Consider the following 22,149-nt stretch of genomic DNA (forward strand, 5'->3'; position numbering starts at 1 on the left):
TGGAAAACGGGAGGAACAGTAAAAAATGAAACGCAGTTTATCAATGGAAGTAGTACGTGTAACAGAAGCGGCAGCAATCGCCTCAGCAAGATGGATGGGCCGTGGGTTGAAAATGGAAGCAGATGACGCAGCTACAACAGCAATGCGCCAAGTATTTGATTCAATTCCAATGGATGCAGTTGTTGTAATTGGTGAAGGCGAAATGGATGAAGCGCCTATGCTTTACATCGGTGAAAAACTAGGCTCAGACCCTAATGGTCCACAAGTTGACATCGCAGTTGATCCACTAGAAGGTACTAACATCGTAGCAGCTGGAAGCGGTAATGCTTTAACAGTATTAGCTATTGCTGATCGTGGTAACTTACTCCATGCCCCTGATATGTATATGGAAAAAATTGCAGTTGGTCCAGAAGCAGCAGGTAAAATCGATATTGAAGCCCCTGTTATTGACAACTTACGTGCAGTAGCAGAAGCAAAACATAAAAATATCGAGGATGTCGTAGCTACATTATTAAACCGTGAACGCCATCAACCAATCGTAGATCAAATTCGTGCTGCTGGTGCACGTATTAAATTTATCTCAGATGGTGATGTAGCGGCAGCTATCAACACAGCATTTGATGAAACAGGTGTAGATATTCTATTTGGTACAGGTGGTGCACCAGAGGGTGTAATCGCAGCAGTTGCCTTAAAATGTCTTGGCGGAGAGTTCCAAGGTAAATTAGTTCCTTCAAATGATGAAGAAATTGAACGTTGCCATAAAATGGGGATTGAAGTCAACAAAGTGTTGAAAATGGATGATTTAGTAAAAGGCGATGATGCCATCTTCGCAGCTACTGGAGTAACAGATGGAGAGTTGTTAAAAGGAGTTCAATTTAAAGGAAGCTTCTGCACAACTGAATCCGTTGTAATGCGTGCAAAATCAGGTACTGTTCGTTTTATCGAAGGCAGACATAGTTTAACTAAAAAACCAAAACTATATATGCAAGACTAAACTTCAATTTTTTACTGCCCGGTGTCATGCCGGGCTTCTTCTTAAAAATTCATTCCATTCAAAACTCGTAAAACTCACATACCAAAATTCAAATTTGTAAAACAATATTATATAAGAGTGGTGTTATTGCCTATGACGACAAAAACTATTTCTCAACTAGAAGATATGAAATTAAAGGACCTGTATGCGCTTGCACGTGAATACAAGATTTCATATTATGGTAAGTTGACAAAAAAAGAATTGATTTTTGCTATTTTAAAATCACGTGCTGAAAGTGAAGGCTATTTCTTCATGGAAGGTGTATTAGAAATTATTCAACAAGAAGGTTTCGGATTCTTACGTCCTATTAACTATTCACCAAGTTCAGAAGATATCTATATTTCTGCATCGCAAATCCGTCGATTTAGTCTTCGTAATGGCGACAAAGTAACTGGTAAAGTTCGTCCTCCTAAGGAAAACGAACGATACTATGGACTTTTACATGTTGAAGCTGTTAATGGAGAAGATCCTGAAACAGCAAAAGAACGTGTACATTTCCCAGCGCTCACTCCACTATACCCAGATCGACAAATCAAACTAGAAACAACTCCTACGAAACTATCTACTCGTATCATGGACTTAGTTGCGCCAGTTGGATTTGGACAACGTGGATTAATAGTTGCTCCTCCAAAAGCAGGTAAAACATTATTATTAAAAGAAATCGCCAATGTAATTACAGAAAAATATCCAGAATCAGAACTAATTGTCTTGTTAATCGATGAACGTCCAGAAGAAGTAACTGATATAGAACGTTCTGTTAAAGCAGATGTTGTAAGCTCAACCTTTGATGAATTACCAGAAAATCATGTAAAAGTGGCAGAACTTGTTTTAGAACGAGCAATGCGTCTTGTAGAACATAAACGGGATGTAATCATCTTAATGGATTCTATCACACGACTTGCACGTGCATATAATCTAGTAATTCCACCAAGTGGTCGTACATTATCAGGTGGGATTGATCCAGCAGCTTTTCATAGACCAAAACGATTCTTTGGAGCTGCACGTAATATAGAAGAGGGCGGAAGCTTAACAATCCTAGCAACAGCTCTTATCGATACGGGATCACGTATGGATGAAGTAATTTATGAAGAGTTTAAAGGTACAGGTAACTTAGAACTACACTTAGATCGTAATCTTGCAGAACGTCGTATCTTCCCAGCAATTGATATTAGACGTTCAGGAACGCGTAAAGAAGAGTTACTAATACCAAAAGCTCAATTAGATAAGTTATGGGCGATTCGCAAGACATTTTCAGATTCACCAGACTTTGCAGAGCGCTTTTTGAAAAAATTACGCAATACAAAGACAAATACAGAATTCTTCGATACACTGAATTCTGATATGAAAGCTGCTAGAAATGGTAAAGGTTTAATCTAATACATTATAGAATGTATGCTATTTTTCCAGCCTAATTTTGTGTTGCACCTTTTTAAATTTCTTGTTATACTATGGACAATGCATTTCATATGCGTTGCATATGCGACAAACTAATCTGGGTCGTGTAAGGCAACAGTTCTTATAATACTCTGTTCCGGATGGTTCAGGGCGAGAGGAGATACCAAACATGAAACCAGGAATTCACCCAGAATACAAAGAAGCAACAGTAACTTGCTCTTGTGGTAATTCATTTAAAACAGGTTCAGTAAAAGAAAACATCACTGTTGAATTTTGCAGCGAATGTCACCCATTCTATACTGGCCGTCAAAAATTCGCGTCTGCTGATGGACGTGTGGATCGTTTCAACAAAAAATACGGTCTTAAATAATTTCTTTAGAAATTTAAAATACCTGCCTAGCACTTTACCGCAAGGCAGGTATTTTTCTTGCGATAAAAAGTATTTTCATGTAGTATAAAGAAATTGATTCTACCTATAACACATTATTTTGTCGAAAAAAAGAGAGGTATTTTGGCTTTTTTTCGGTATGATGTTGAATATATGTTTTTGAAAGGAGTCTGGTCAATGTACGTAATGACTCAAAACGGCTGGATTGAAGTAATTTGTGGCAGTATGTTTTCAGGAAAATCTGAAGAATTGATTCGACGAGTGCGCAGAGCACAATTTGCGAAACAAAAAATTGCTGTCTTTAAGCCTAAAATTGATAATCGCTATAGTGAAGAAGCTGTTGTAAGTCATAATGGCTCGACAGTAATTGCTCATCCAATCGAACAATCAAAAGAAATGTGGAATTACCTTACAGATGATTTTGATTTAATCGCGATTGATGAAGCACAGTTTTTTGGTGAAGATATTATAGATACTGTTCAAGAATTAGCTAATCACGGATACCGTGTAATTTTAGCAGGACTTGATCAGGATTTTAAAGGTGTTCCATTCGGTCCGATGCCAAAACTTATGGCAATTGCTGAGCAAGTAACAAAACTACAAGCTGTTTGTAGTGTATGTGGTTCACCTGCAAGTAGAACGCAAAGACTTATTAATGGACAACCTGCAAAAGTAGACGATCCCGTAATTTTAGTTGGTGCTGCAGAAGCATACGAACCTCGTTGCCGTCACCACCATTTAGTACCAGCAGGCCAAACAAATATGGTGAAATAATAAAATAGAAAAGAGGAGTGGCAATAGCTGCTCCTTTTTTGAATGGAAGTAAAGTTCGGGGTTAATATATGAATAAAGTAATGCCAAAACACAAGTAAAATACACCTAAATGATTGAAAAAACATAAAATAACAATCTTCTCCGTTCTAAAAGAGTAGCGATAGTGGCTTTTTTTCATTATACTATTAAAGGAACATCAAAAATGAGCGACTCGTCTAACCCTAACGAACAAAAGAGAGCGCCGTAGCTGTACAGATATAAATGATATATCAGTAACTTATGTCAGCAACTGAATTAATTTCATAACTCAAGTTTTTTCAAATGGAATGTGACTCATTTGATACTAATTTCTATTAAATAGTTTCTATAAAATGTTGTCTATAGCTGAAAATCTGTAAATGGATATCGTATATATTCAACCATTCATATTTATAAACAAAAAATAGATTTATGAAATTGATTCACATATATAATACAAATAAATAAATTGTAAATAGAAAGGTATCGGTGAAAAATAATGTTTGATCGCCTACAAGCTGTTGAAGATCGTTATGAAAAGCTAAATGAACTTCTAAGCGATCCAGATATCGTATCTGACTCAAAAAAATTAGCTAAATACTCAAAGGAACAATCTGATATTCAAGAAACTGTAGAAGTTTATCGTGAATATAAATCAGCAAAAGAACAACTAGCTGATGCAAAAGAAATGCTAGAAGAAAAACTAGACCCAGACATGAAAGAAATGGTCAAAGAAGAAGTTAGCGATTTAGAAAAACAAATTCGTGACTTTGAAGAACGTCTTCGAATTTTATTGATTCCTAAAGACCCTAATGATAATAAAAACGTTATTATGGAAATTCGCGGTGCTGCAGGTGGGGACGAAGCAGCATTATTCGCAAACTCACTATTCCGTATGTACAGTAAATACGCTGAAACACAAGGTTGGAAAATTGAAGTAATGAATGCAAACACAACAGAACTTGGTGGTTATAAAGAAATCGTCTTTATGATTAACGGTCAAGGTGCGTATTCTAAATTTAAATATGAAAGTGGCGCACACCGTGTTCAACGTGTACCAGAAACAGAATCTCAAGGTCGTGTCCATACATCAACATCGACAGTTGTTGTAATGCCAGAAGCAGAAGAAGTAGAACTTGATCTTCAAGACAAAGATATCCGAGTAGATATCTATCATTCATCAGGTGCTGGTGGTCAGCACGTCAACAAAACTGCATCTGCTGTACGTATGACACATATCCCAACAGGTATCGTAGTAGCTATGCAAGATGAACGTTCACAACTTAAAAACCGCGAAAAAGCAATGAAAGTACTTCGTGCTCGTGTTTATGATAAATTACAACAAGATGCACAAAGTGAAATCGATGCAGAACGTAAATCTGCAGTTGGTACAGGGGACCGTTCTGAACGTATCCGTACTTACAACTACCCACAAAACCGTGTAACAGATCACCGTATTGGCTTAACAATTCAAAAACTCGACCAAATTATCGAAGGTAAATTAGATGAAATTATCGATGCATTGATTTTAGAAGAACAAGCCAAAAAATTGGATGCACTAAATGACACAGCACTTTAATTTTATATATGAGGCCCTGAATGGGGCTTCTTCTTTTTTACGGGATAAAGGTCGAGAGGAAATTGCTGCAAGACTTCTTTTACAACATGTATTAAAAAAATCGTACACAGAATTATTAGTAAGTATGCATGATGAGATTGAAGAAGAGGATTGCCGAACTTATTGGCAAATGGTTGAATCTCATGCACAGGGAATGCCTATCCAATATATCATTGGTGAGGAAGAGTTTTATGGCCGTACTTTTCAAGTGAACGAATCAGTTCTCATTCCTAGACCTGAAACGGAAGAACTCATTCTAGAAGCAACCAAAAGGATAAAGCGACTTTTTGGTGCACAACCAACCATTAAGTTAGCGGATATAGGGACAGGTAGTGGTGCCATTGCCATTACAATGAAAAAAGAAATCCCCACTTTACAAGTAACGGCAACAGATATTTCATCCGATGCGTTAAAAGTAGCAAAAAAAAATGCGAAGCTGCTCAATGCAGAAATCCATTTTGAAGAGGGCGATTTAACAGTACCAATCTCTCAACAAAAATGGCAAGTTGTCTTATCTAATCCCCCTTACATTGCCTATGAAGAAGCGGCTGAAATGTCTGAAGTTGTACTAGAGCATGAACCACATACGGCACTTTTTGCAGAAGATGATGGACTAGCACTTTATAAAAGACTAGCAAAAAATCTTCCAAGTCTAATGACCAAACCAAGTTTTATAGGTGTGGAAATCGGGTATGCGCGGGGCCCAGCAGTTGCCGCACTATTTAAAGAAAACTTTCCACAAGCCAATGTTGAAATCATAAAAGATATCAACGGAAAAAATCGTATGGTTTTTTGTGAAATAGATGAATAAATAGTAATCTATTTGTCCATGATAGTTTCATGGAGGGGATACAAATGATAGAAGATTACTATAATATCAAACAACCACAAGAATTATCATATTACACGATTAAACAACCAAAACAACCATCTCAAGTGACAATACTTTTGCAATTTATAACTGCACTTTTACTTATACAATTAATCCTTATGGTCGTTCAAAGCTATTTAACGGAGCAATATAGCGTTGAACTAGAGCAACCAAGATTTCGGATTATCGCCAATAGCAATTCATCTGCAGATCAACAATATAAACACCAATTAGTAAATGAAATCAAACCAATCTTAGATAAAGCAGTATTGAATTCTACTGGACAAGTAAATCTATCAACAATTGAAGTTGAGATCAAAAATAAATTAGCTACAAAATTAGAAACAGACAATATTAAAGTCACAACAAAAGATGCATTATTTCCACCAAAGCGTTATCAAGATAAGATATATGCACAAGATAAGTATCAAGCAATTGTTGTGACAATCGGTGCAGGAAAGGGAGATAATTGGTGGTGTGGATTATTTCCGAAAGTTTGCTACCGTGATGAGGTAGAAGAAAAGAAAGAAGAAAAACCTAAATTTTTTATAATAGAATGGTTTAAGAGTCTATTTTCAGACAAAGATTAGAGTTACCCACAATATTTGGTAAATTGTCCACAATCTAACCAACGTTATCAACAAATTGTGCATAACTTTCTAAAAACTCTTTAATATCGGGAGGTAACAACATGGAAACACAACGTCTAATTGTGGATAATAATGTGGATTCCGAAAAAAGTTATTCACAAGCTGTGGATTTGTTAAATGCTGGAGAATTAGTTGCATTTCCGACAGAAACTGTATATGGACTTGGTGCGATCGCAACAAATAACACAGCAGTTAAAAAAATCTATGCAGCAAAGGGAAGACCATCGGACAATCCATTAATCGTACATATTGGTACTTTCGATGAGCTTGAAAACTATGTAGAGGATATTTCAGACAAGGCAAGAAAATGTATGGATGCATTTTGGCCTGGCCCATTAACGATGATTTTTAAAGTTAAGCCCAATGTGCTTGCAGAAAGCGTAACAGCTGGATTGGATACAGTAGGAATTCGTATGCCAAACCATCCAGTTGCTTTAAAGCTATTGCAAAAACTAGGAAAGCCGGTAGCTGCTCCAAGCGCTAATCGCAGTGGCAAACCGAGTCCTACTGAAGGAATTCATGTTGAACAAGATTTAACAGGCAAAATCCCATTGATTTTGGATGGTGGAGCAACTGGAGTTGGCGTAGAATCTACTGTTATTGATCTTACATTAGAAACACCAGTTATTTTACGGCCAGGAGCAATTACAAAGGAAATGTTCGAAAAAGTAATCGGTCCAGTAAAACAACCTACTCATATTGAACAAAAACAAGGTGCTCCTCGTGCTCCAGGTATGAAGTACAAGCATTATGCACCAAATGCACCGGTTTTGTTAATTGAAAAAGACAAAAACCAAGTTGCGTCTGCCATACAGCAACTGCAACAACAAGGACACAAAGTTGCTCTATTAGCACCACAAGATTTTGAGCAACTAACGCCAGATTGGTTTTTCACTTTAGGAGAAACACAAGAAGATATGGCGGCCAACCTTTTTCATGCATTACGAGCATGTGATTTAACAACAGCCGATGTAGTACTTGCAACAGTTACAACTACCCAAGGAGTCGGAGCTGCCATTATGAATCGCCTCGAAAAATCCGCAGGCGGTAAATGGTATAAACAAAAATAACTCTATATTATAGAAGGAATTTTTAACAAGCAGCTGGAAAACAGCTGCTTTATTTTTTTTAACTGCCTGAGTTGTGCAAAAAGAGTAGCGAGTTGTGCAAAAGAAGCTGTGAGTTGTGCAAAAGGGTCTGCGAGTTGTGCAAAAGAAGCTGAGTTGTGCAAAAGAAGCTGTGAGTTGTGCAAAAGGAGCCATGAGTTGTGCAAAAGAAGCTGTGAGTTGTGCAAAAGGGACCATGAGTTGTGCAAAAGACCCCACGAGTTGTGCTAATCAGCAAACAAAATTATAACCAATTACCAATTTACCAATTACCAATAAAATCCCTATCCCAAAAGCAACGACAACCTCCAAAAGAAAAATGCTCTTAATTGTCCGCGCCAAAGAAAAGGAAAGAATTAAAATCCTCCCGCGAATAATAGAAAAATATAATCCACCCCGAGCATCATTTTAAAATTTCAGCATATGAATGTTTCAGCATTCATAGGATAAAAGACGATTCCTATTGAATGGAGGAGCTTTGTGAAAGAAATTATTGCTGCTATTATTACAGCTATGGATGTGTTGACGATTTATATACTAATACCCCAAGTGAAATATCGCTTTTGGCTATCACTTTGGACAGGTGTTCTCCATATGATTTTCCCCTATATTGGTTTTCTCTTTGGTGAATGGCTTGCCGCTTATATATCAAACCTTGCACAAAATATTTCAGGTATATTATTAAGTATGATAGGTGTACAACTATTACTAGCAGTAAAAGATCATAAAGCTGCTCAAATTCCTGTAACCATATTAGCCATCACTACTAGTTTAGATACCTTTTCAGTTAGTGTATCTTTTGGTATGCTTCAATTAAAAGAAACATTACTCGTTTGTAGTATGGGAGCATTTGCTTTTCTATTTTCATATATTGCGCTAGTTTTACATAAAAAAATCCCATCAAAAATAGGAATATACATGCAATTAATAGCAGGAGTAGTGTTACTTTTGATGGGTATTTTTTCATTTAATTTGTAAAAATAGATTACTAATTAAGTGTTTTACTATATAATGAAAGGTAAGGATATCAGATGAATATTTATTTTGTATGTACAGGAAATACTTGTAGAAGCCCAATGGCAGCAGCTATTTTAAAATCAAAAAAACTACCAGAAATCAGTGTGAAGTCAGCAGGAATCTATGCAATGCCTGGAAGCCCCATGTCACATAACTCGGAAATTGTGTTACAGGAGAAGCAAATTTCCTACGACCATACTTCACAACCAATTACATTGGAAGACCTTCAATGGGCCAATTTAATCTTAACCATGACTTCTGGACATAAAGAATCACTTTTACAAGTGTTTCCACAAGTAGCGGATAAGACATTTACATTAAAAGAATATGTCACTGAATCGAGTGACTTAGATGTATTAGATCCGTTTGGTGGCGATATTGAGACATATCGCAAGACGTTCCAAGAACTTAGTACATTGATGGATGGACTTGAAAAGAAAATATTGGAGGAGTAAGCATGGCAAAAAAAAGTGTGCAACATTCTTTTGGACTAAAAAAGAAACTTATCCTATTTGTAACTATCTTAGCAGTTATAACTTATAGTGTTAGTTACTTCTTTATCGAGTATTTACAACCTCAATTTTTCCCAAACGTAAAAGACGGGGTATTTCAAATCATTACATATTCTTTGGGAATCATTTGGTCCGGCATTTTAGCTGGATTATTCAGTTCACTATTAGTAAAACCTTTGCAAAAACTAGAACATGTAGCAATTGAAGCTGCAGATGGGAAACTTAGCAAAGATGTAGAAATGCCAAATAGCTCAGATGAAATTCGTTCATTATCAGAAGCATTTCAAACAATGCTTGTAAGTCTACGTAAAATAGTCGCAAGTATCAATCAAAATTTCCAAACAACGAACAAAACAGTATTAAATTTGTCTGAAGAGACTGAACAAGCTTCCAAACAAACGGAATCGATTGCTGAAACGATTTCAAATATTTCAGAAGGTGCTACAAGCTCTGCAATTGCTATTCAAGAAACAGCGGAAGCACTAGAAGATGTTCGTATATTGGCAGAAGAGGTCAATCAACGTGCCATCACATCATCAAACCAATCAACAAAAATGATGAGTGAGCTAAATTATACAACAAATGCTATTAACCAATTAGTAGAAGGTATTGAAAAAATAACATCTGGTAACCAATTAGCTCTTAAAGATATTCACCAACTTGAAAAAAACGCGTTAAAAGTAGAACAAATTATTCAGTTAGTTGGTGACATTGCTGAACAAACTAACTTGCTTGCACTAAATGCCTCTATCGAAGCGGCAAGAGCAGGAGAACAAGGTAAAGGATTTGCAGTAGTAGCAGAAGAAGTACGTAAACTTGCAGATGAAAGTGCAGAAGCTGTAAAAGGTATTACGGAATTAATCCAAACAATTCAATTAGATGTTCAAACAGTCGTTGGGAAAATGACTGAGCAAGTTAATATTGCGGAAGGTGAAGTAGCACGTATTTCCGAAACAACATCTGCTGTTGATGGAATGTCTGCAATGGTTAAAGAAATGGCAGATTCAATTGTGGAAATTTCAGAATTTGTAGGGAAACAATTACATAACATTGAAAAAACGGCCCATCAATCTCAAGAGGTAGCAGCTATTGCTGAACAAACTTCTGCAGGAGCAATGGAAGTACAAACAGCAACAGATGATCAAGTAAGATCCATTGAACAAATCGACCAACTATCTCATATATTAAAACAACAATCTGAAGAGCTATACCAAATGATTCAAAAATTTGAAAACTAATATTGAAGCTAGCTTCTATAGCTAACCAGTTAGGACATAGGAATAGCCTAATCATACAAGGCAAATTGTCGTCTTATTTTGATGGCAATTTGCCTTTTTCTTCCGCTCTTTTTTATCTTTTCACCCAGCAATTTTATGAAATCTTCTCCTAGTCGCATTCAAACTAGCGTTGGATTCTCTCCATAATCACATAGATTTGATCTACAACTTAATCAATTAGAGTTAAATCACGAATTAATATATTGAAATTTAAAAATATATTCGTGATTTACTTATAATATCATAATAAAATTATGATAAAAAATAATATTATTCGTATTTTTAAAAATTACCTCTCGCAATTGAGTAGAAAATATGTCATTATACATATAGAAGTGGTAAACTGATGATGAAAAGAACAATTGAAAAGAGGGAACCCATTGAAAATTGCAATTTCATCAGATCATGGTGGTAATAATTTAAGAAAAGAAATCATAGCTTTGCTAGAAGAACTAGGTATTAGTTATGAAGACTTTGGTCCAAAAACATCTGATTCAGTAGATTACCCAGACTATGCCTTACCAGTTGCTAATGGAGTAGCTAGTGGTCAGTTTGATCGCGGTATTTTAATCTGTGGAACTGGTATTGGAATGTCCATTACTGCAAACAAAGTAAAAGGTGTTCGTTGTGCATTAGTACATGATGTATTCAGTGCTAAAGCAACACGTTGCCACAATGATTCAAATGTGTTGGCAATGGGAGCAAGAGTCATTGGACCAGGACTTGCACGTGAAATCGTTCAAACGTGGTTATCAACAGACTTTGAAGGTGGTCGTCATGAACGTCGCATCAACAAAATTTCAGAAATAGAAGCACAAGAACAATAATTAGATTAGAGGTCTTAAACGATGAACTTACATCAAATTGAAGAACAGCTCGAATCATTGCTATTTCAGTTTGAACAACAAGTGACTTTCCGTAATGGGCAAATTTTCGTTATAGGATGCTCAACATCAGAAGTAAAAGGTCAAAAGATTGGTACAGCTGGTGGTTTAGAAATAGCAGAAGCTCTGTATAAACCATTAAAGTCTTTTGCTGAAAAACACCAACTTTATTTAGCGTTTCAAGGTTGCGAACATATAAATCGCGCCTTAACTATAGAAAGAGCTGCAGCAGAACAATATGGATTAGAACCTGTTTCTGTTATCCCTGTTCAAAAAGCTGGTGGTTCGATGTCAACGTATGCTTATAGCCAATTTAAAGATCCTGTAGTAGTTGAAGAAATTCAAGCTCATGCAGGAATTGATATTGGTCAAACATTAATTGGTATGCACTTAAAAAAAGTGGCAATTCCTGTCCGCACTTCTATCTCAAAAATTGGAGAGGCAGTCGTGACAGTTGCAAAAACTCGTCCAAAACTAATAGGTGGCGAGAGATCAGTATACAACAAAGAGTAGAAATTAGGAGGAATAGGTGTAATGGAAAATCTAGCAGCACTAGATCAGTCAACTATTGCGTCACAAGACAAAGCAGTATTTGAAGCAATTGAAAAAGAATTTGCTCGTCAACAAGCGAATATTGAGTTAATCGCTTCTGAAAATATTGTTTCTAAAGCAGTTTTAGAAGCACAAGGCTCTGTATTAACAAACAAATATGCTGAGGGCTATCCTGGTAAACGTTATTATGGCGGTTGTGAACATGTGGATGTTGTTGAAGATATTGCACGTGATCGCCTAAAAGAAATCTTTGGCGCTGAATATGCAAATGTACAACCACATTCAGGTGCACAAGCCAATATGGCCGTATACTTTACTATTTTAGAACCAGGCGATACTGTTTTAGGTATGAACTTATCTCATGGGGGTCACTTAACACACGGTAGTCCTGTCAATTTCTCAGGTAAACAATATAACTTTGTTGAATATGGTGTGACAGAAGATACAAACGTAATCGACTATGAAGATGTTCGTCAAAAAGCACTTCAACATAAACCAAAATTGATCGTGGCAGGTGCATCTGCATATCCACGCATTATTGATTTTGCTAAGTTCCGTGAAATCGCTGACGAAGTAGGAGCATTTTTCATGGTCGACATGGCTCATATTGCAGGTCTTGTTGCTGCAGGTGTTCATCCAAACCCTGTACCATATGCTGACTTTGTAACATCTACTACTCACAAAACTTTACGTGGCCCACGTGGTGGACTAATTCTTTGCAAAGAAGAATGGGGTAAGAAAATTGATAAATCCATCTTCCCAGGTATTCAAGGTGGTCCATTAATGCATGTTATCGCAGGTAAAGCTGTTGCATTTGGCGAAGCACTTCAACCTGAATTTAAAGAATATATCCACCAAGTTGTGAAAAACGCAAAAGTATTTGGCGAAGCATTACAAGCAGAAGGTATTAAACTTGTATCAGATGGTACAGATAATCACCTATTATTATTAGATGTACGTTCTCTAGGCTTAACAGGTAAAGTAGCAGAAAAACTTCTAGATGATGTGAACATCACTGCAAACAAAAATACAATTCCTTACGATCCAGAAAGTCCATTTATCACATCTGGTGTTCGAATTGGTACACCTGCTATTACATCTCGCGGTTTCAAAGAAGAAGATGTGAAAGAAGTTGCCTCTATTATTGCTAATGTCTTAAAAAATCCAGAAGACGAAGCAGTTAAACAAGATGCAATTACACGTGTTAAAGTCCTAACAGATAAATACCCAATTTATACGAAATAAGTGTAAAAAAAAGCTACTTTTGGTATAATCCAAAAGTAGCTTTTTTTATTTAGTAAAATAGTATTGTTTTGTGTGTTTATAGGGGAGGATAATTTAAGTGGAAAACGATTTGCCTCAATTGTCCAATGATTTAATCGAGTGGTTTCAAAATTTTGATGATAAGATAGATAGCAAAATTCTTGGTGGTTTTGTAGTATTTGATACAGAAAATGATGATTTTCCTATACTGTTTTCAAGTAGAAGCTTTGAAACTATGACCAAATACGAAAAGCAAGAAGTAAAAGGGTTGTCCTTTTTTTCAATGATAAAAGAAGAATTACATAAAGCTATTTCAAAAACAAAACGGTTAAGCAAGGAAATGTTCATAACCACAAAAGATAATGCTATCGTTCATTGCAAAGTATTATTTCATCCACTGCAATTTAGTGGAACTTCTCGAAAGCTATATATGGCAACTTTTTATAATAGAACAGAACAAAAGAAAAATAAATTAATTTCAGATATTCAAAATTGGGTTTTAGAAAAGTATAACGATGAAGAAAACCCAGAAATAATATTACAGGGATTCTTCAAAAAAATTGAACAATACACGTCCAATAATATTACTTGTAGTGTAATGATTTATAATGAAGATGATAGTGCGAAAATATTTCTATCAGAAAGTTTTACGAACAAAACGATAAACGCATTTAACAAAGATGATATCATCCCTTATAATAAATATTTTAAAAAACTACTAAGTAAGAATTCACAATATATCATAAAAAATGTATTACTAGAACCTAATATGTACTTACCATCACATGATATATGTTCTCGATACAATAAAGCGGTTTTATTTGCATTAAAAGATGATGAAAATAAAGTAAGAGGCGTATTCATTGTTGCATGTTCTAACAAATGGCCATTAGAGAGTATTAATCTTGCACTTTTTCAACAATTAACAACAGTGATTAGATCAATTGTTAAATATGATAGTTATCAAAAAATAATGCTTGAGCAAATTACGAAAGATCCAAACTCAGGATTATATAACCTGGCATATTTTAAAAAGAAAGTACAAGAAAAATTTCCAGAATGTTCGAAAGGTTATGTTTGCATAATATCTCCTAAAGAATATGAAGATATAGTTAATCTTTATGAACGTAAAGCAGGTTATGATTTATTGACTCAAATTGCGGATAGGATGAGTAGTTATAAAGAAAACAGAAACTTAGTAGTAGCTTCATTCGCTACAAACGCATTGATTGTTTTTGTTGATTTTAACTATAAGCAATATGAAAAACATGTCTTAGAACAACTTGTAGAAAGGCCATTTATAATAGATGGTTTTGAAGTTTTTGTCTCATTAAGTGTAGGGCTATCTCCAATTGAAAGTTATCAGCAACTAGATGAAAGTATTAGAAGGGCAGATCAAGCTTTTTCAAAAGCAAAGCTTGAGCCTGGAAATAATATTCAATTTTTCGATGATGAAGATAATAATAGAATTAAACACGAAAGAAGAATGTACAATTTAATCATTCATGGCATAAAAGAAAAGCAATTCATACCATATCTTCAACCAAAAGTATCTCTACAAACTAATGAAATCATTGGTTTTGAAGCATTAGCTCGGTGGCAAACGAAAACTGGTAAGATGATTTACCCAGATCAATTCATACCACTTGCTGAAAGTACTGGGAAAATAATTGATATTGAAAATATGATTTTAGATAATGTGTTAGATTGGCTCTGTGAACGGAAAAGTAGAGGATTACCATTGTATCAAGTGTCTATTAATATATCTCCACAGCATTTTTATGAACAAGATTTTGTATGTAATCTCGTCGACAAACTAGATATATATCGTGTGAATCCAAAATATATCAAAATAGAAATAACAGAAAGTATTGGGTTAGTCGATTTGAAAAAAGCGAGTACAATTATTAATCATTTAAAATCTTATGGATTTGCAACATCTATGGACGACTTTGGAAAAGGTTTTTCTTCTCTGAATTACTTAACTCAATTAGATTTTGCGGAGATTAAAATTGATAAAAGTTTTATTGACAATATGAATGATCCGAAAACATTTGCCATTATTCGAACCATGTTACAACTAGCGGACAATTTAAATGTTAAAGCTGTAGTTGAGGGAATCGAAGATAAAAGTCAAGTTGAAAAGCTAGGAGAAATTGGCTGTGATGTAGGTCAGGGTTATTACTTTTATAAACCTTTATCTATAGGACAAGTAAATGAAATTTTGAACGAAATACGATAATTTCAAAAAAATACATAAGAATGAATCTTTTCTGTTATAATAAGCAAGATAAATATTAAATAGGGAGAGATCTTCTTGGGTAAAGTATTCGTTTTTGACCATCCATTAATTCAACACAAACTAACATATATTCGTGATAAACACACAGGAACAAAAGAATTCCGTGAATTAGTTGATGAAGTGGCAACACTTATGGCATTTGAAATTACTCGTGATATGCCAACTGAAGAAATTGAAATTGAAACACCAATTACAACAACAAAAACAAAAGTATTATCAGGTAAGAAAATTGCAGTTGTGCCAATTCTACGTGCTGGATTAGGTATGGTCGATGGAGTATTAAAACTAATCCCAGCTGCTAAAGTAGCTCATATTGGTTTATATCGCGATCCAGAAACACTAAAACCAGTTGAATATTATGCAAAATTCCCAGCTGATTTAGAAGAACGTGATTATATTATTGTTGACCCAATGTTAGCAACAGGAGGTTCAGCAATTGAAGCCATTAACTCACTAAAAAAACGCGGTGCAAAAAATATTAAATTCATGTGCTTAATTGCAGCTCCAGAAGGTGTAAAAGCAATTCAAAAAGAACATCCAGATATCGATATCTTTATTGCAGCATTGGATGAACAACTAAATGATCACGGATATATCGTACCGGGTCTAGGAGATGCCGGCGACCGTTTATTTGGAACAAAATAATGAATAATATAGGTGGTGCTTCGGTTGTCTAAAAAGTGGAAAGTAATGACAGTATTCGGTACGCGTCCAGAAGCGATTAAAATGGCTCCGCTCGTATTAGAGCTGAAAAAGCATTCGGACGAAATTCAAACAATAGTAACCGTAACAGCTCAACATCGACAAATGTTAGACCAAGTTCTAGACACATTTAAGATCACACCTGATTATGATTTGAACATCATGAAGAATCGACAAACGCTTCTAGATGTCACTACTAGAGGTCTTGAAGGACTTGATGAGGTTATGAAAGAAGCGAAGCCAGACATCGTACTTGTTCACGGTGATACAACTACAACATTTGTAGCGAGCTTAGCTGCATTTTATAACCAAATTGCTATTGGACATGTAGAAGCTGGGTTAAGAACGGGTAACAAGTATTCTCCGTTTCCAGAAGAGATGAACCGTCAGCTTACAGGAACGATGGCAGACATTCATTTTGCGCCTACTGAACAAGCAAAACAAAATTTGCTGATTGAAAATAAAAAAGAAAATAGTATTGTAGTAACCGGGAATACAGCTATTGATGCTCTGAAAACGACAGTTAGCGATCATTATGATCATCCTGTATTAAAACAATTAGGACAAGATCGTATGATTCTATTAACTGCTCATCGTCGAGAAAACTTAGGTGAACCTATGCGCCATATGTTTAAGGCTATTAAACGTTTGTTAACAGAATTCAATGATGTTCAAGTTGTATATCCCGTGCACTTAAATCCAGTTGTTCGAGAAATTGCTAACGAAATTTTGGGGGATGAACCAAAAGTACATTTGATTGAACCACTTGAAGTATTTGATTTTCATAATTTTGCTTCAAGATCTTTTATGATTTTAACAGATTCAGGTGGTGTTCAAGAAGAGGCACCTTCTCTCGGTAAACCAGTACTTGTATTAAGAGATACCACGGAAAGACCAGAAGGTATTAAAGCAGGTACATTAAAATTAGCAGGAACAAATGAGGATACAATATATCATTTGGCAAAAGAATTGTTAACCAATCATCATGAATATGAAAGAATGGCGCATGCATCCAATCCTTACGGCGATGGACATGCTTCTGAAAGAATAGTAGAATCATTACTCTCATTTTTATCAACAAATAGTTTGTAATAATATCCCCACAAATTATTCCATTTAATTTGTGGGGTTTTTATAATATTCTAAAAACAGATACAAAATTGAAATATTTTGTTCAAAATTTGTCTACAATTTGACAAAGTAATATTGCTTGTGAAGTTTTTCACTCTAACCAATTGACATGAAATATTCACTATTGTATGCTTACAAAGGGTAAGAATGATAAGGGTTTCATGCTCAAAAATCATAATGGAAACTCTTTAGATACCAAGTTTCTACTAATTTTACAGTTAAAACTATTTTCTGTAAAATTTTAGCGGTTTTTGTACGTCTATTAGATGTCCTTATGAGGCGGTGGTTTATCATAAAAGCTTATCTCTCACCATTTGGATCCGATTCAACTCAAATGTGAGTTTAAACGGCTTCCACCCCAGTGTAGTTTTACACTACTTATCAGACATCCATTCGGTGGTCAGCTATACTTCCATCATTCGAAGAAAATAAGATTCAGGAGATTAAAGACCAATGCTAGAATTGCATCAAATTTTTGCTATGCAGAAGAAAGCCTTCTTTTTTTTGCTTGCATTTTTTGCGTTAGGCTGGGGATTTACATCATTCAAAACTGTATTTGCTGGTCTCGCAGTAGGTGTGCTTTTTGGTCAATATAACTTTTGGATTCTCGTCCGAAGAATGGAACGCTTTGACCGAGCATTAAGTGAAGGGAAAAAAGCACCGTCTCTAGGGATGGGCTTACGCTTTGCATCTGGTGTTGCAGCTGCCGCAGTAGCGATTACTTGGCCAAAGTATTTTCACTTAGTGAGTGTGGTCATTGGGCTAATGATTCCGTACGTTCTGCTTTTAGTAGACAGGATCGTATTTCATGTAAAAAACCAATAAGCACATTTGAAAGTGAGGTGAATGCAAAGTGCAACATGAAAATCCGCATTTTGAGTTATGGGGATTAGGATTTAACCCAGCGAATATTTTAGTATTACTGGTTACAGCTGTAATTGTTTTCTTAATTGCTTTCATTTCTACTAGAAATCTGAAGTTAAAACCAACAGGTATGCAAAACTTTATGGAGTGGATCATGGACTTCGTAAAGAATATCGTCAACAGCAATATGGACTGGAAAACAGGTGGTAGATTCCATGTATTAGGAATCACATTGATAATGTTCATCTTTGTTGCGAACATGCTTGGTCTTCCTTTCTCAGTTCAAGTAAATGGAGAACTATGGTGGAAATCACCAACAGCTGATCCGACAATCACAATGACTCTAGCCGTAATGATTCTAGTATTATCAAACTACTATGGTGTTAAACTACGTGGTATGAACCATTATATCGGTACGTTTACAAAACCAATGCTTTTCTTATTCCCACTGAAAATCATTGAAGAGTTTGCGAATACATTGACATTAGGTCTACGACTTTACGGTAACATTTATGCAGGTGAAATTCTTTTAGGATTACTTGCAGGTTTAGGAACAAGCTGGCATTTTATGGGCTTTTTTGCAGCCGCAGTTCCAACATTAGTATGGCAAGGATTCTCCATATTCATTGGTTCAATCCAAGCATTTATTTTCGTTATGTTAACAATGGTTTATATCTCTCACAAAGTGAGTGAAGACCATTAAGTATAAATTGTTTAGCAGTAGCATTAGCTAAACAGCTGACAACCACAAAAAAATATAACATTTCCAAGGAGGAAAATTTACAATGGGTTTATTAGCAGCAGCAATCGCAGTTGGTTTAGGTGCACTTGGTGCAGGTATTGGTAATGGTTTAATCGTTTCTAGAACAGTAGAAGGTATCGCTCGTCAACCAGAAGCTCGTGGCGTTCTTCAAACAACTATGTTCATCGGGGTAGCATTAGTCGAAGCCCTTCCAATCATCGCGGTAGTTATCGCATTTATCGTAATGAACAAATAATCGTCTTTAATTGTTTTATGAAATGGCGAAGAAAATTTCATCTAAGGAATACTTCGCCTTTCCTTATGCCTATAATTGAAGGGCAAAATTCCTTTAGAATTTACATCTTACTAAGATTCCAATCATAAATGATTTGAACTCTAAGCTCTTGAAGGGAGTGAAACAATCGTGTTTTTAGACTATCTATCACTAGGTGAAGCAGCTCATGTTGGCGTGAACTGGGGAGATATCCTGGTTACATTAATAGTTTTCATCGTCCTAATGCTTCTTTTGAAAAAATTCGCATGGGGTCCATTGATGGGAATTATGCAACAACGTGAAGAACAAGTTGCTGGTGACTTAGACGCAGCTGAAAAAAGCCGTCAAGAAACTAAACAATTATTAGAAGAACAACGTAGCCTTCTTAAAGAAGCTCGTGTAGAAGCGCAAGCGATTGTTGAAAACGCTAAGAAACAAGCAGATCTTCAAAAAGAAGAGATTGTTTCAGCTGCTCGTAATGAAGCAGTGCGTTTACAAGAATCAGCAAAACGTGACATCGAGACTGAAAAAGAAAAAGCAATCGCCGCTGTTCGCGAAGAAGTGGTTTCACTTTCTGTCCTTGCAGCATCTAAAGTACTTAATAAAGAAGTCTCAGAAGAAGATAATCGTTCTCTAATTGAAGAAACGATTGCGAAGGCAGGGGAAAATCGATGAGTCAATCGACTGCAGCGAATCGCTATGCTAAAGCTTTGTTTCAATTAGCACAAGAACATAATCTTCTAAATGAAGTAACAGAAGATTTACGTGAAGTAAAAATCGCATTTGAAGAAAACCAAGAACTATTTAAGTTACTTGATTCTCCAAAAATCGATGCAGAACAAAAGAAAGCAAACCTTTCTGAATTGTTCGCTTCTGTACAACCAATCATTGTGAATGCATTAAAACTTTTAGTTGATAAAAAACGCATTCATGAAGTAGTTAATGTAATTGATGCATTCGTTACTCAAGCTAACAATGCTCAAGGTGTTGCAGATGCAATTGTTTTCTCAACACGTGCACTAACAGAAGATGAAACACAACGCATTTCTACTGTATTTGCTCAAAAAGTAGGAAAAAATGCGCTTCATATTACAAACGAAATCGATGCAACACTACTTGGTGGAATTCGAGTTCAAATCGGAAACCAAATTTACGATAACTCAGTCGCAACAAAACTTGCTGGCTTACAACGTGAATTGATCGGTTAATCCAATAATCATTTGAGAGGTGACAAACGTGGGCATCAAAGCTGAAGAAATCAGTGGACTTATTAAAAAACAGATGGAAAATTACCAATCTGAAATGCAAGTTAGCGAAGTTGGTACAATCATCACTGTTGGTGACGGTATCGCTCGTGCTCACGGCCTAGACAACGTCATGGCTGGAGAATTACTTGAATTCTCTACTGGTGTTCTTGGTATGGCACAAAACCTAGAAGAAAATAACGTTGGTATCGTTATCCTAGGCCCTGCTAAAGGCATCAAAGAAGGCGATGAAGTTCGTCGTACAGGTCGTATTATGGAAGTACCAGTTGGTGAAGAACTAATTGGTCGTGTTGTAAACCCACTAGGTTTACCAGTTGATGGACAAGGTCCAATCAATACTACAAAAACTCGTCCTATCGAAAGCCCTGCTTTCGGTGTAATGGCTCGTAAATCAGTTGATACACCACTACAAACAGGTATTAAAGCAATCGATGCTTTAGTTCCAATTGGTCGTGGTCAACGTGAATTAATCATTGGTGACCGTCAAACAGGTAAAACATCTGTTGCAGTCGATGCAATCTTAAACCAAGCTGACCAAAACGTAACATGTATCTATGTTGCAATCGGTCAAAAAGAATCAACTGTACGTAGCTTAGTTGAAACTTTACGTAAAAACGGTGCATTAGACTACACAATCGTTATTACTGCAGCAGCTTCTTCTCCAGCTCCATTATTATACTTAGCTCCTTACGCTGGTGTATCAATGGGTGAAGAATTAATGCTTCAAGGTAAAGACGTATTAATCGTATATGATGATCTTTCTAAACAAGCAGCTGCTTATCGTGAACTGTCATTATTATTACGTCGTCCTCCAGGTCGTGAAGCTTACCCTGGTGATGTATTCTACCTACACAGTCGTTTACTAGAACGTGCTGCTAAATTGAACGAATCTTACGGCGGCGGTTCAATTACTGCTCTTCCATTCGTTGAAACTCAAGCAGGCGATATCGGTGCTTACATTCCAACAAACGTAATTTCAATCACTGATGGTCAAATCTTCTTACAATCTGACTTATTCAACTCAGGTGTTCGTCCAGCGATCAACGCAGGTCTTTCTGTATCTCGTGTTGGTGGTGCTGCACAAATCAAAGCAATGAAAAAAGTTGCCGGTACACTACGTCTTGACTTAGCTGCTTTCCGTGAACTTGAATCATTTGCTGCATTTGGTTCTGATCTTGATGCCGCTACTAAAGCAAAACTTGAACGTGGTAAACGTACAGTAGAAGTACTTAAACAAGATCTTAACAAACCTATTAAAGTTGAAAAACAAGTTGTAATTCTATATGCATTGACTAAAGGATTCTTAGATGATATCCCAGTTCAAGACATCGTTCGTTTCGAACAAGAATTATATGCTTGGTTAGATGTTAATGATGAAAACGGCGCCGGCGTTTTAAATCAAATTCGCACTACTAAAGGCCTTCCATCTGATGAAGATATGGCTTCAACAATCAATGCATTCAAAAAAACTTTCGCTCCTTCAGCTGAGTAAGATTGCATAAATGTGAATT

Annotated in this window: 24 protein-coding genes; all 24 read left to right on the forward strand. The window is 35.9% G+C overall.

The window, feature by feature from the left end; translation table 11 throughout:
- The first annotated feature begins 25 nt into the window (after positions 1-25).
- Entirely contained in the window at positions 26-994 is a 969-nt protein-coding gene (gene glpX / locus D1606_RS00635) for a class II fructose-bisphosphatase (protein ID WP_119414085.1), read from the forward strand.
- A 132-nt stretch (positions 995-1,126) separates the two neighbouring features.
- Entirely contained in the window at positions 1,127-2,410 is a 1,284-nt protein-coding gene (rho, locus tag D1606_RS00640; protein ID WP_119414143.1) for a transcription termination factor Rho, read from the forward strand.
- A 187-nt stretch (positions 2,411-2,597) separates the two neighbouring features.
- Positions 2,598-2,798, forward strand: coding sequence for a 50S ribosomal protein L31 (gene rpmE, locus D1606_RS00645; RefSeq protein ID WP_119414086.1), 201 nt, complete (start codon positions 2,598-2,600; stop codon positions 2,796-2,798).
- Between the two features lie 195 nt (positions 2,799-2,993).
- The gene (locus D1606_RS00650; RefSeq protein ID WP_119414087.1) at positions 2,994-3,590 is read left to right on the forward strand and encodes a thymidine kinase; all 597 of its coding nucleotides are present in this window, start codon (positions 2,994-2,996) and stop codon (positions 3,588-3,590) included.
- Positions 3,591-4,107: 517 nt separating this feature from the next.
- Positions 4,108-5,187, forward strand: coding sequence for a peptide chain release factor 1 (prfA, locus tag D1606_RS00655; protein ID WP_119414088.1), 1,080 nt, complete (start codon positions 4,108-4,110; stop codon positions 5,185-5,187).
- Positions 5,171-6,037 carry a peptide chain release factor N(5)-glutamine methyltransferase gene (gene prmC / locus D1606_RS00660; protein WP_119414089.1) on the forward strand — a complete coding sequence of 289 codons (867 nt, stop codon included), beginning with the start codon at positions 5,171-5,173 and terminating at the stop codon, positions 6,035-6,037. Before prfA ends, prmC begins: the two co-directional genes overlap by 17 nt.
- Positions 6,038-6,081: 44 nt before the next feature.
- The gene (locus tag D1606_RS00665; RefSeq protein WP_158582296.1) at positions 6,082-6,687 is read left to right on the forward strand and encodes a stage II sporulation protein R; all 606 of its coding nucleotides are present in this window, start codon (positions 6,082-6,084) and stop codon (positions 6,685-6,687) included.
- A 101-nt stretch (positions 6,688-6,788) separates the two neighbouring features.
- The gene (locus D1606_RS00670; protein ID WP_119414091.1) at positions 6,789-7,817 is read left to right on the forward strand and encodes an L-threonylcarbamoyladenylate synthase; all 1,029 of its coding nucleotides are present in this window, start codon (positions 6,789-6,791) and stop codon (positions 7,815-7,817) included.
- 115 nt (positions 7,818-7,932) lie between these two features.
- Positions 7,933-8,103, forward strand: coding sequence for a hypothetical protein (locus D1606_RS18650; RefSeq protein ID WP_158582297.1), 171 nt, complete (start codon positions 7,933-7,935; stop codon positions 8,101-8,103).
- A gap of 230 nt (positions 8,104-8,333) precedes the next feature.
- Positions 8,334-8,831 carry a manganese efflux pump gene (locus tag D1606_RS00675; RefSeq protein ID WP_119414092.1) on the forward strand — a complete coding sequence of 166 codons (498 nt, stop codon included), beginning with the start codon at positions 8,334-8,336 and terminating at the stop codon, positions 8,829-8,831.
- A gap of 53 nt (positions 8,832-8,884) precedes the next feature.
- The gene (locus tag D1606_RS00680; RefSeq protein ID WP_119414093.1) at positions 8,885-9,325 is read left to right on the forward strand and encodes a low molecular weight protein arginine phosphatase; all 441 of its coding nucleotides are present in this window, start codon (positions 8,885-8,887) and stop codon (positions 9,323-9,325) included.
- Between the two features lie 2 nt (positions 9,326-9,327).
- Positions 9,328-10,620, forward strand: coding sequence for a methyl-accepting chemotaxis protein (locus D1606_RS00685; RefSeq protein ID WP_119414094.1), 1,293 nt, complete (start codon positions 9,328-9,330; stop codon positions 10,618-10,620).
- A gap of 419 nt (positions 10,621-11,039) precedes the next feature.
- Positions 11,040-11,486 carry a ribose 5-phosphate isomerase B gene (gene rpiB, locus D1606_RS00690; RefSeq protein ID WP_119414095.1) on the forward strand — a complete coding sequence of 149 codons (447 nt, stop codon included), beginning with the start codon at positions 11,040-11,042 and terminating at the stop codon, positions 11,484-11,486.
- A gap of 21 nt (positions 11,487-11,507) precedes the next feature.
- Positions 11,508-12,056 (forward strand): TIGR01440 family protein, encoded by a 549-nt coding sequence (locus tag D1606_RS00695; RefSeq protein WP_119414096.1) that lies wholly within the window; start codon positions 11,508-11,510, stop codon positions 12,054-12,056.
- Between the two features lie 21 nt (positions 12,057-12,077).
- The gene (gene glyA, locus D1606_RS00700) at positions 12,078-13,340 is read left to right on the forward strand and encodes a serine hydroxymethyltransferase (RefSeq protein ID WP_119414097.1); all 1,263 of its coding nucleotides are present in this window, start codon (positions 12,078-12,080) and stop codon (positions 13,338-13,340) included.
- Between the two features lie 97 nt (positions 13,341-13,437).
- A complete protein-coding gene (locus tag D1606_RS00705; RefSeq protein ID WP_119414098.1) occupies positions 13,438-15,600 on the forward strand; it encodes an EAL domain-containing protein in 2,163 nt (720 codons plus the stop codon).
- A gap of 75 nt (positions 15,601-15,675) precedes the next feature.
- On the forward strand, positions 15,676-16,305 hold the full coding sequence (upp, locus tag D1606_RS00710; protein ID WP_119414099.1) for a uracil phosphoribosyltransferase: 630 nt from the start codon (positions 15,676-15,678) through the stop codon (positions 16,303-16,305).
- A gap of 24 nt (positions 16,306-16,329) precedes the next feature.
- A complete protein-coding gene (gene wecB, locus D1606_RS00715) occupies positions 16,330-17,454 on the forward strand; it encodes a non-hydrolyzing UDP-N-acetylglucosamine 2-epimerase (protein WP_119414100.1) in 1,125 nt (374 codons plus the stop codon).
- Positions 17,455-17,946: 492 nt separating this feature from the next.
- On the forward strand, positions 17,947-18,318 hold the full coding sequence (locus tag D1606_RS00720; RefSeq protein WP_119414101.1) for an ATP synthase subunit I: 372 nt from the start codon (positions 17,947-17,949) through the stop codon (positions 18,316-18,318).
- A 28-nt stretch (positions 18,319-18,346) separates the two neighbouring features.
- On the forward strand, positions 18,347-19,060 hold the full coding sequence (gene atpB / locus D1606_RS00725) for a F0F1 ATP synthase subunit A (protein WP_119414102.1): 714 nt from the start codon (positions 18,347-18,349) through the stop codon (positions 19,058-19,060).
- 82 nt (positions 19,061-19,142) lie between these two features.
- A complete protein-coding gene (atpE, locus tag D1606_RS00730) occupies positions 19,143-19,355 on the forward strand; it encodes a F0F1 ATP synthase subunit C (RefSeq protein ID WP_066791746.1) in 213 nt (70 codons plus the stop codon).
- A gap of 168 nt (positions 19,356-19,523) precedes the next feature.
- Positions 19,524-20,048, forward strand: a complete 525-nt coding sequence (gene atpF / locus D1606_RS00735) for a F0F1 ATP synthase subunit B (protein ID WP_119414103.1) — start codon at positions 19,524-19,526, stop codon at positions 20,046-20,048.
- Entirely contained in the window at positions 20,045-20,581 is a 537-nt protein-coding gene (locus D1606_RS00740; protein WP_119414104.1) for a F0F1 ATP synthase subunit delta, read from the forward strand. Before atpF ends, D1606_RS00740 begins: the two co-directional genes overlap by 4 nt.
- 28 nt (positions 20,582-20,609) lie before the next feature.
- Positions 20,610-22,130 carry a F0F1 ATP synthase subunit alpha gene (gene atpA, locus D1606_RS00745; protein ID WP_119414105.1) on the forward strand — a complete coding sequence of 507 codons (1,521 nt, stop codon included), beginning with the start codon at positions 20,610-20,612 and terminating at the stop codon, positions 22,128-22,130.
- Positions 22,131-22,149: the final 19 nt, after the last annotated feature.

The sequence above is a fragment of the Rummeliibacillus sp. POC4 genome (assembly GCF_003576525.1).
Lineage (GTDB): Bacteria > Bacillota > Bacilli > Bacillales_A > Planococcaceae > Rummeliibacillus.

Excerpts from the sequence above, each read along its gene's own strand:
- glpX (WP_119414085.1), top strand. The coding sequence starts at position 26 with ATGAAACGCAGTTTATCAATGGAAGTAGTACGTGTAACAGAAGCGGCA.
- rho (WP_119414143.1), top strand. The coding sequence starts at position 1,127 with ATGACGACAAAAACTATTTCTCAACTAGAAGATATGAAATTAAAGGAC.
- rpmE (WP_119414086.1), top strand. The coding sequence starts at position 2,598 with ATGAAACCAGGAATTCACCCAGAATACAAAGAAGCAACAGTAACTTGC.
- D1606_RS00650 (WP_119414087.1), top strand. The coding sequence starts at position 2,994 with ATGTACGTAATGACTCAAAACGGCTGGATTGAAGTAATTTGTGGCAGT.
- prfA (WP_119414088.1), top strand. The coding sequence starts at position 4,108 with ATGTTTGATCGCCTACAAGCTGTTGAAGATCGTTATGAAAAGCTAAAT.
- prmC (WP_119414089.1), top strand. The coding sequence starts at position 5,171 with ATGACACAGCACTTTAATTTTATATATGAGGCCCTGAATGGGGCTTCT.
- D1606_RS00665 (WP_158582296.1), top strand. The coding sequence starts at position 6,082 with ATGATAGAAGATTACTATAATATCAAACAACCACAAGAATTATCATAT.
- D1606_RS00670 (WP_119414091.1), top strand. The coding sequence starts at position 6,789 with ATGGAAACACAACGTCTAATTGTGGATAATAATGTGGATTCCGAAAAA.
- D1606_RS00680 (WP_119414093.1), top strand. The coding sequence starts at position 8,885 with ATGAATATTTATTTTGTATGTACAGGAAATACTTGTAGAAGCCCAATG.
- D1606_RS00685 (WP_119414094.1), top strand. The coding sequence starts at position 9,328 with ATGGCAAAAAAAAGTGTGCAACATTCTTTTGGACTAAAAAAGAAACTT.
- D1606_RS00695 (WP_119414096.1), top strand. The coding sequence starts at position 11,508 with ATGAACTTACATCAAATTGAAGAACAGCTCGAATCATTGCTATTTCAG.
- glyA (WP_119414097.1), top strand. The coding sequence starts at position 12,078 with ATGGAAAATCTAGCAGCACTAGATCAGTCAACTATTGCGTCACAAGAC.
- D1606_RS00720 (WP_119414101.1), top strand. The coding sequence starts at position 17,947 with ATGCTAGAATTGCATCAAATTTTTGCTATGCAGAAGAAAGCCTTCTTT.
- atpE (WP_066791746.1), top strand. The coding sequence starts at position 19,143 with ATGGGTTTATTAGCAGCAGCAATCGCAGTTGGTTTAGGTGCACTTGGT.
- D1606_RS00740 (WP_119414104.1), top strand. The coding sequence starts at position 20,045 with ATGAGTCAATCGACTGCAGCGAATCGCTATGCTAAAGCTTTGTTTCAA.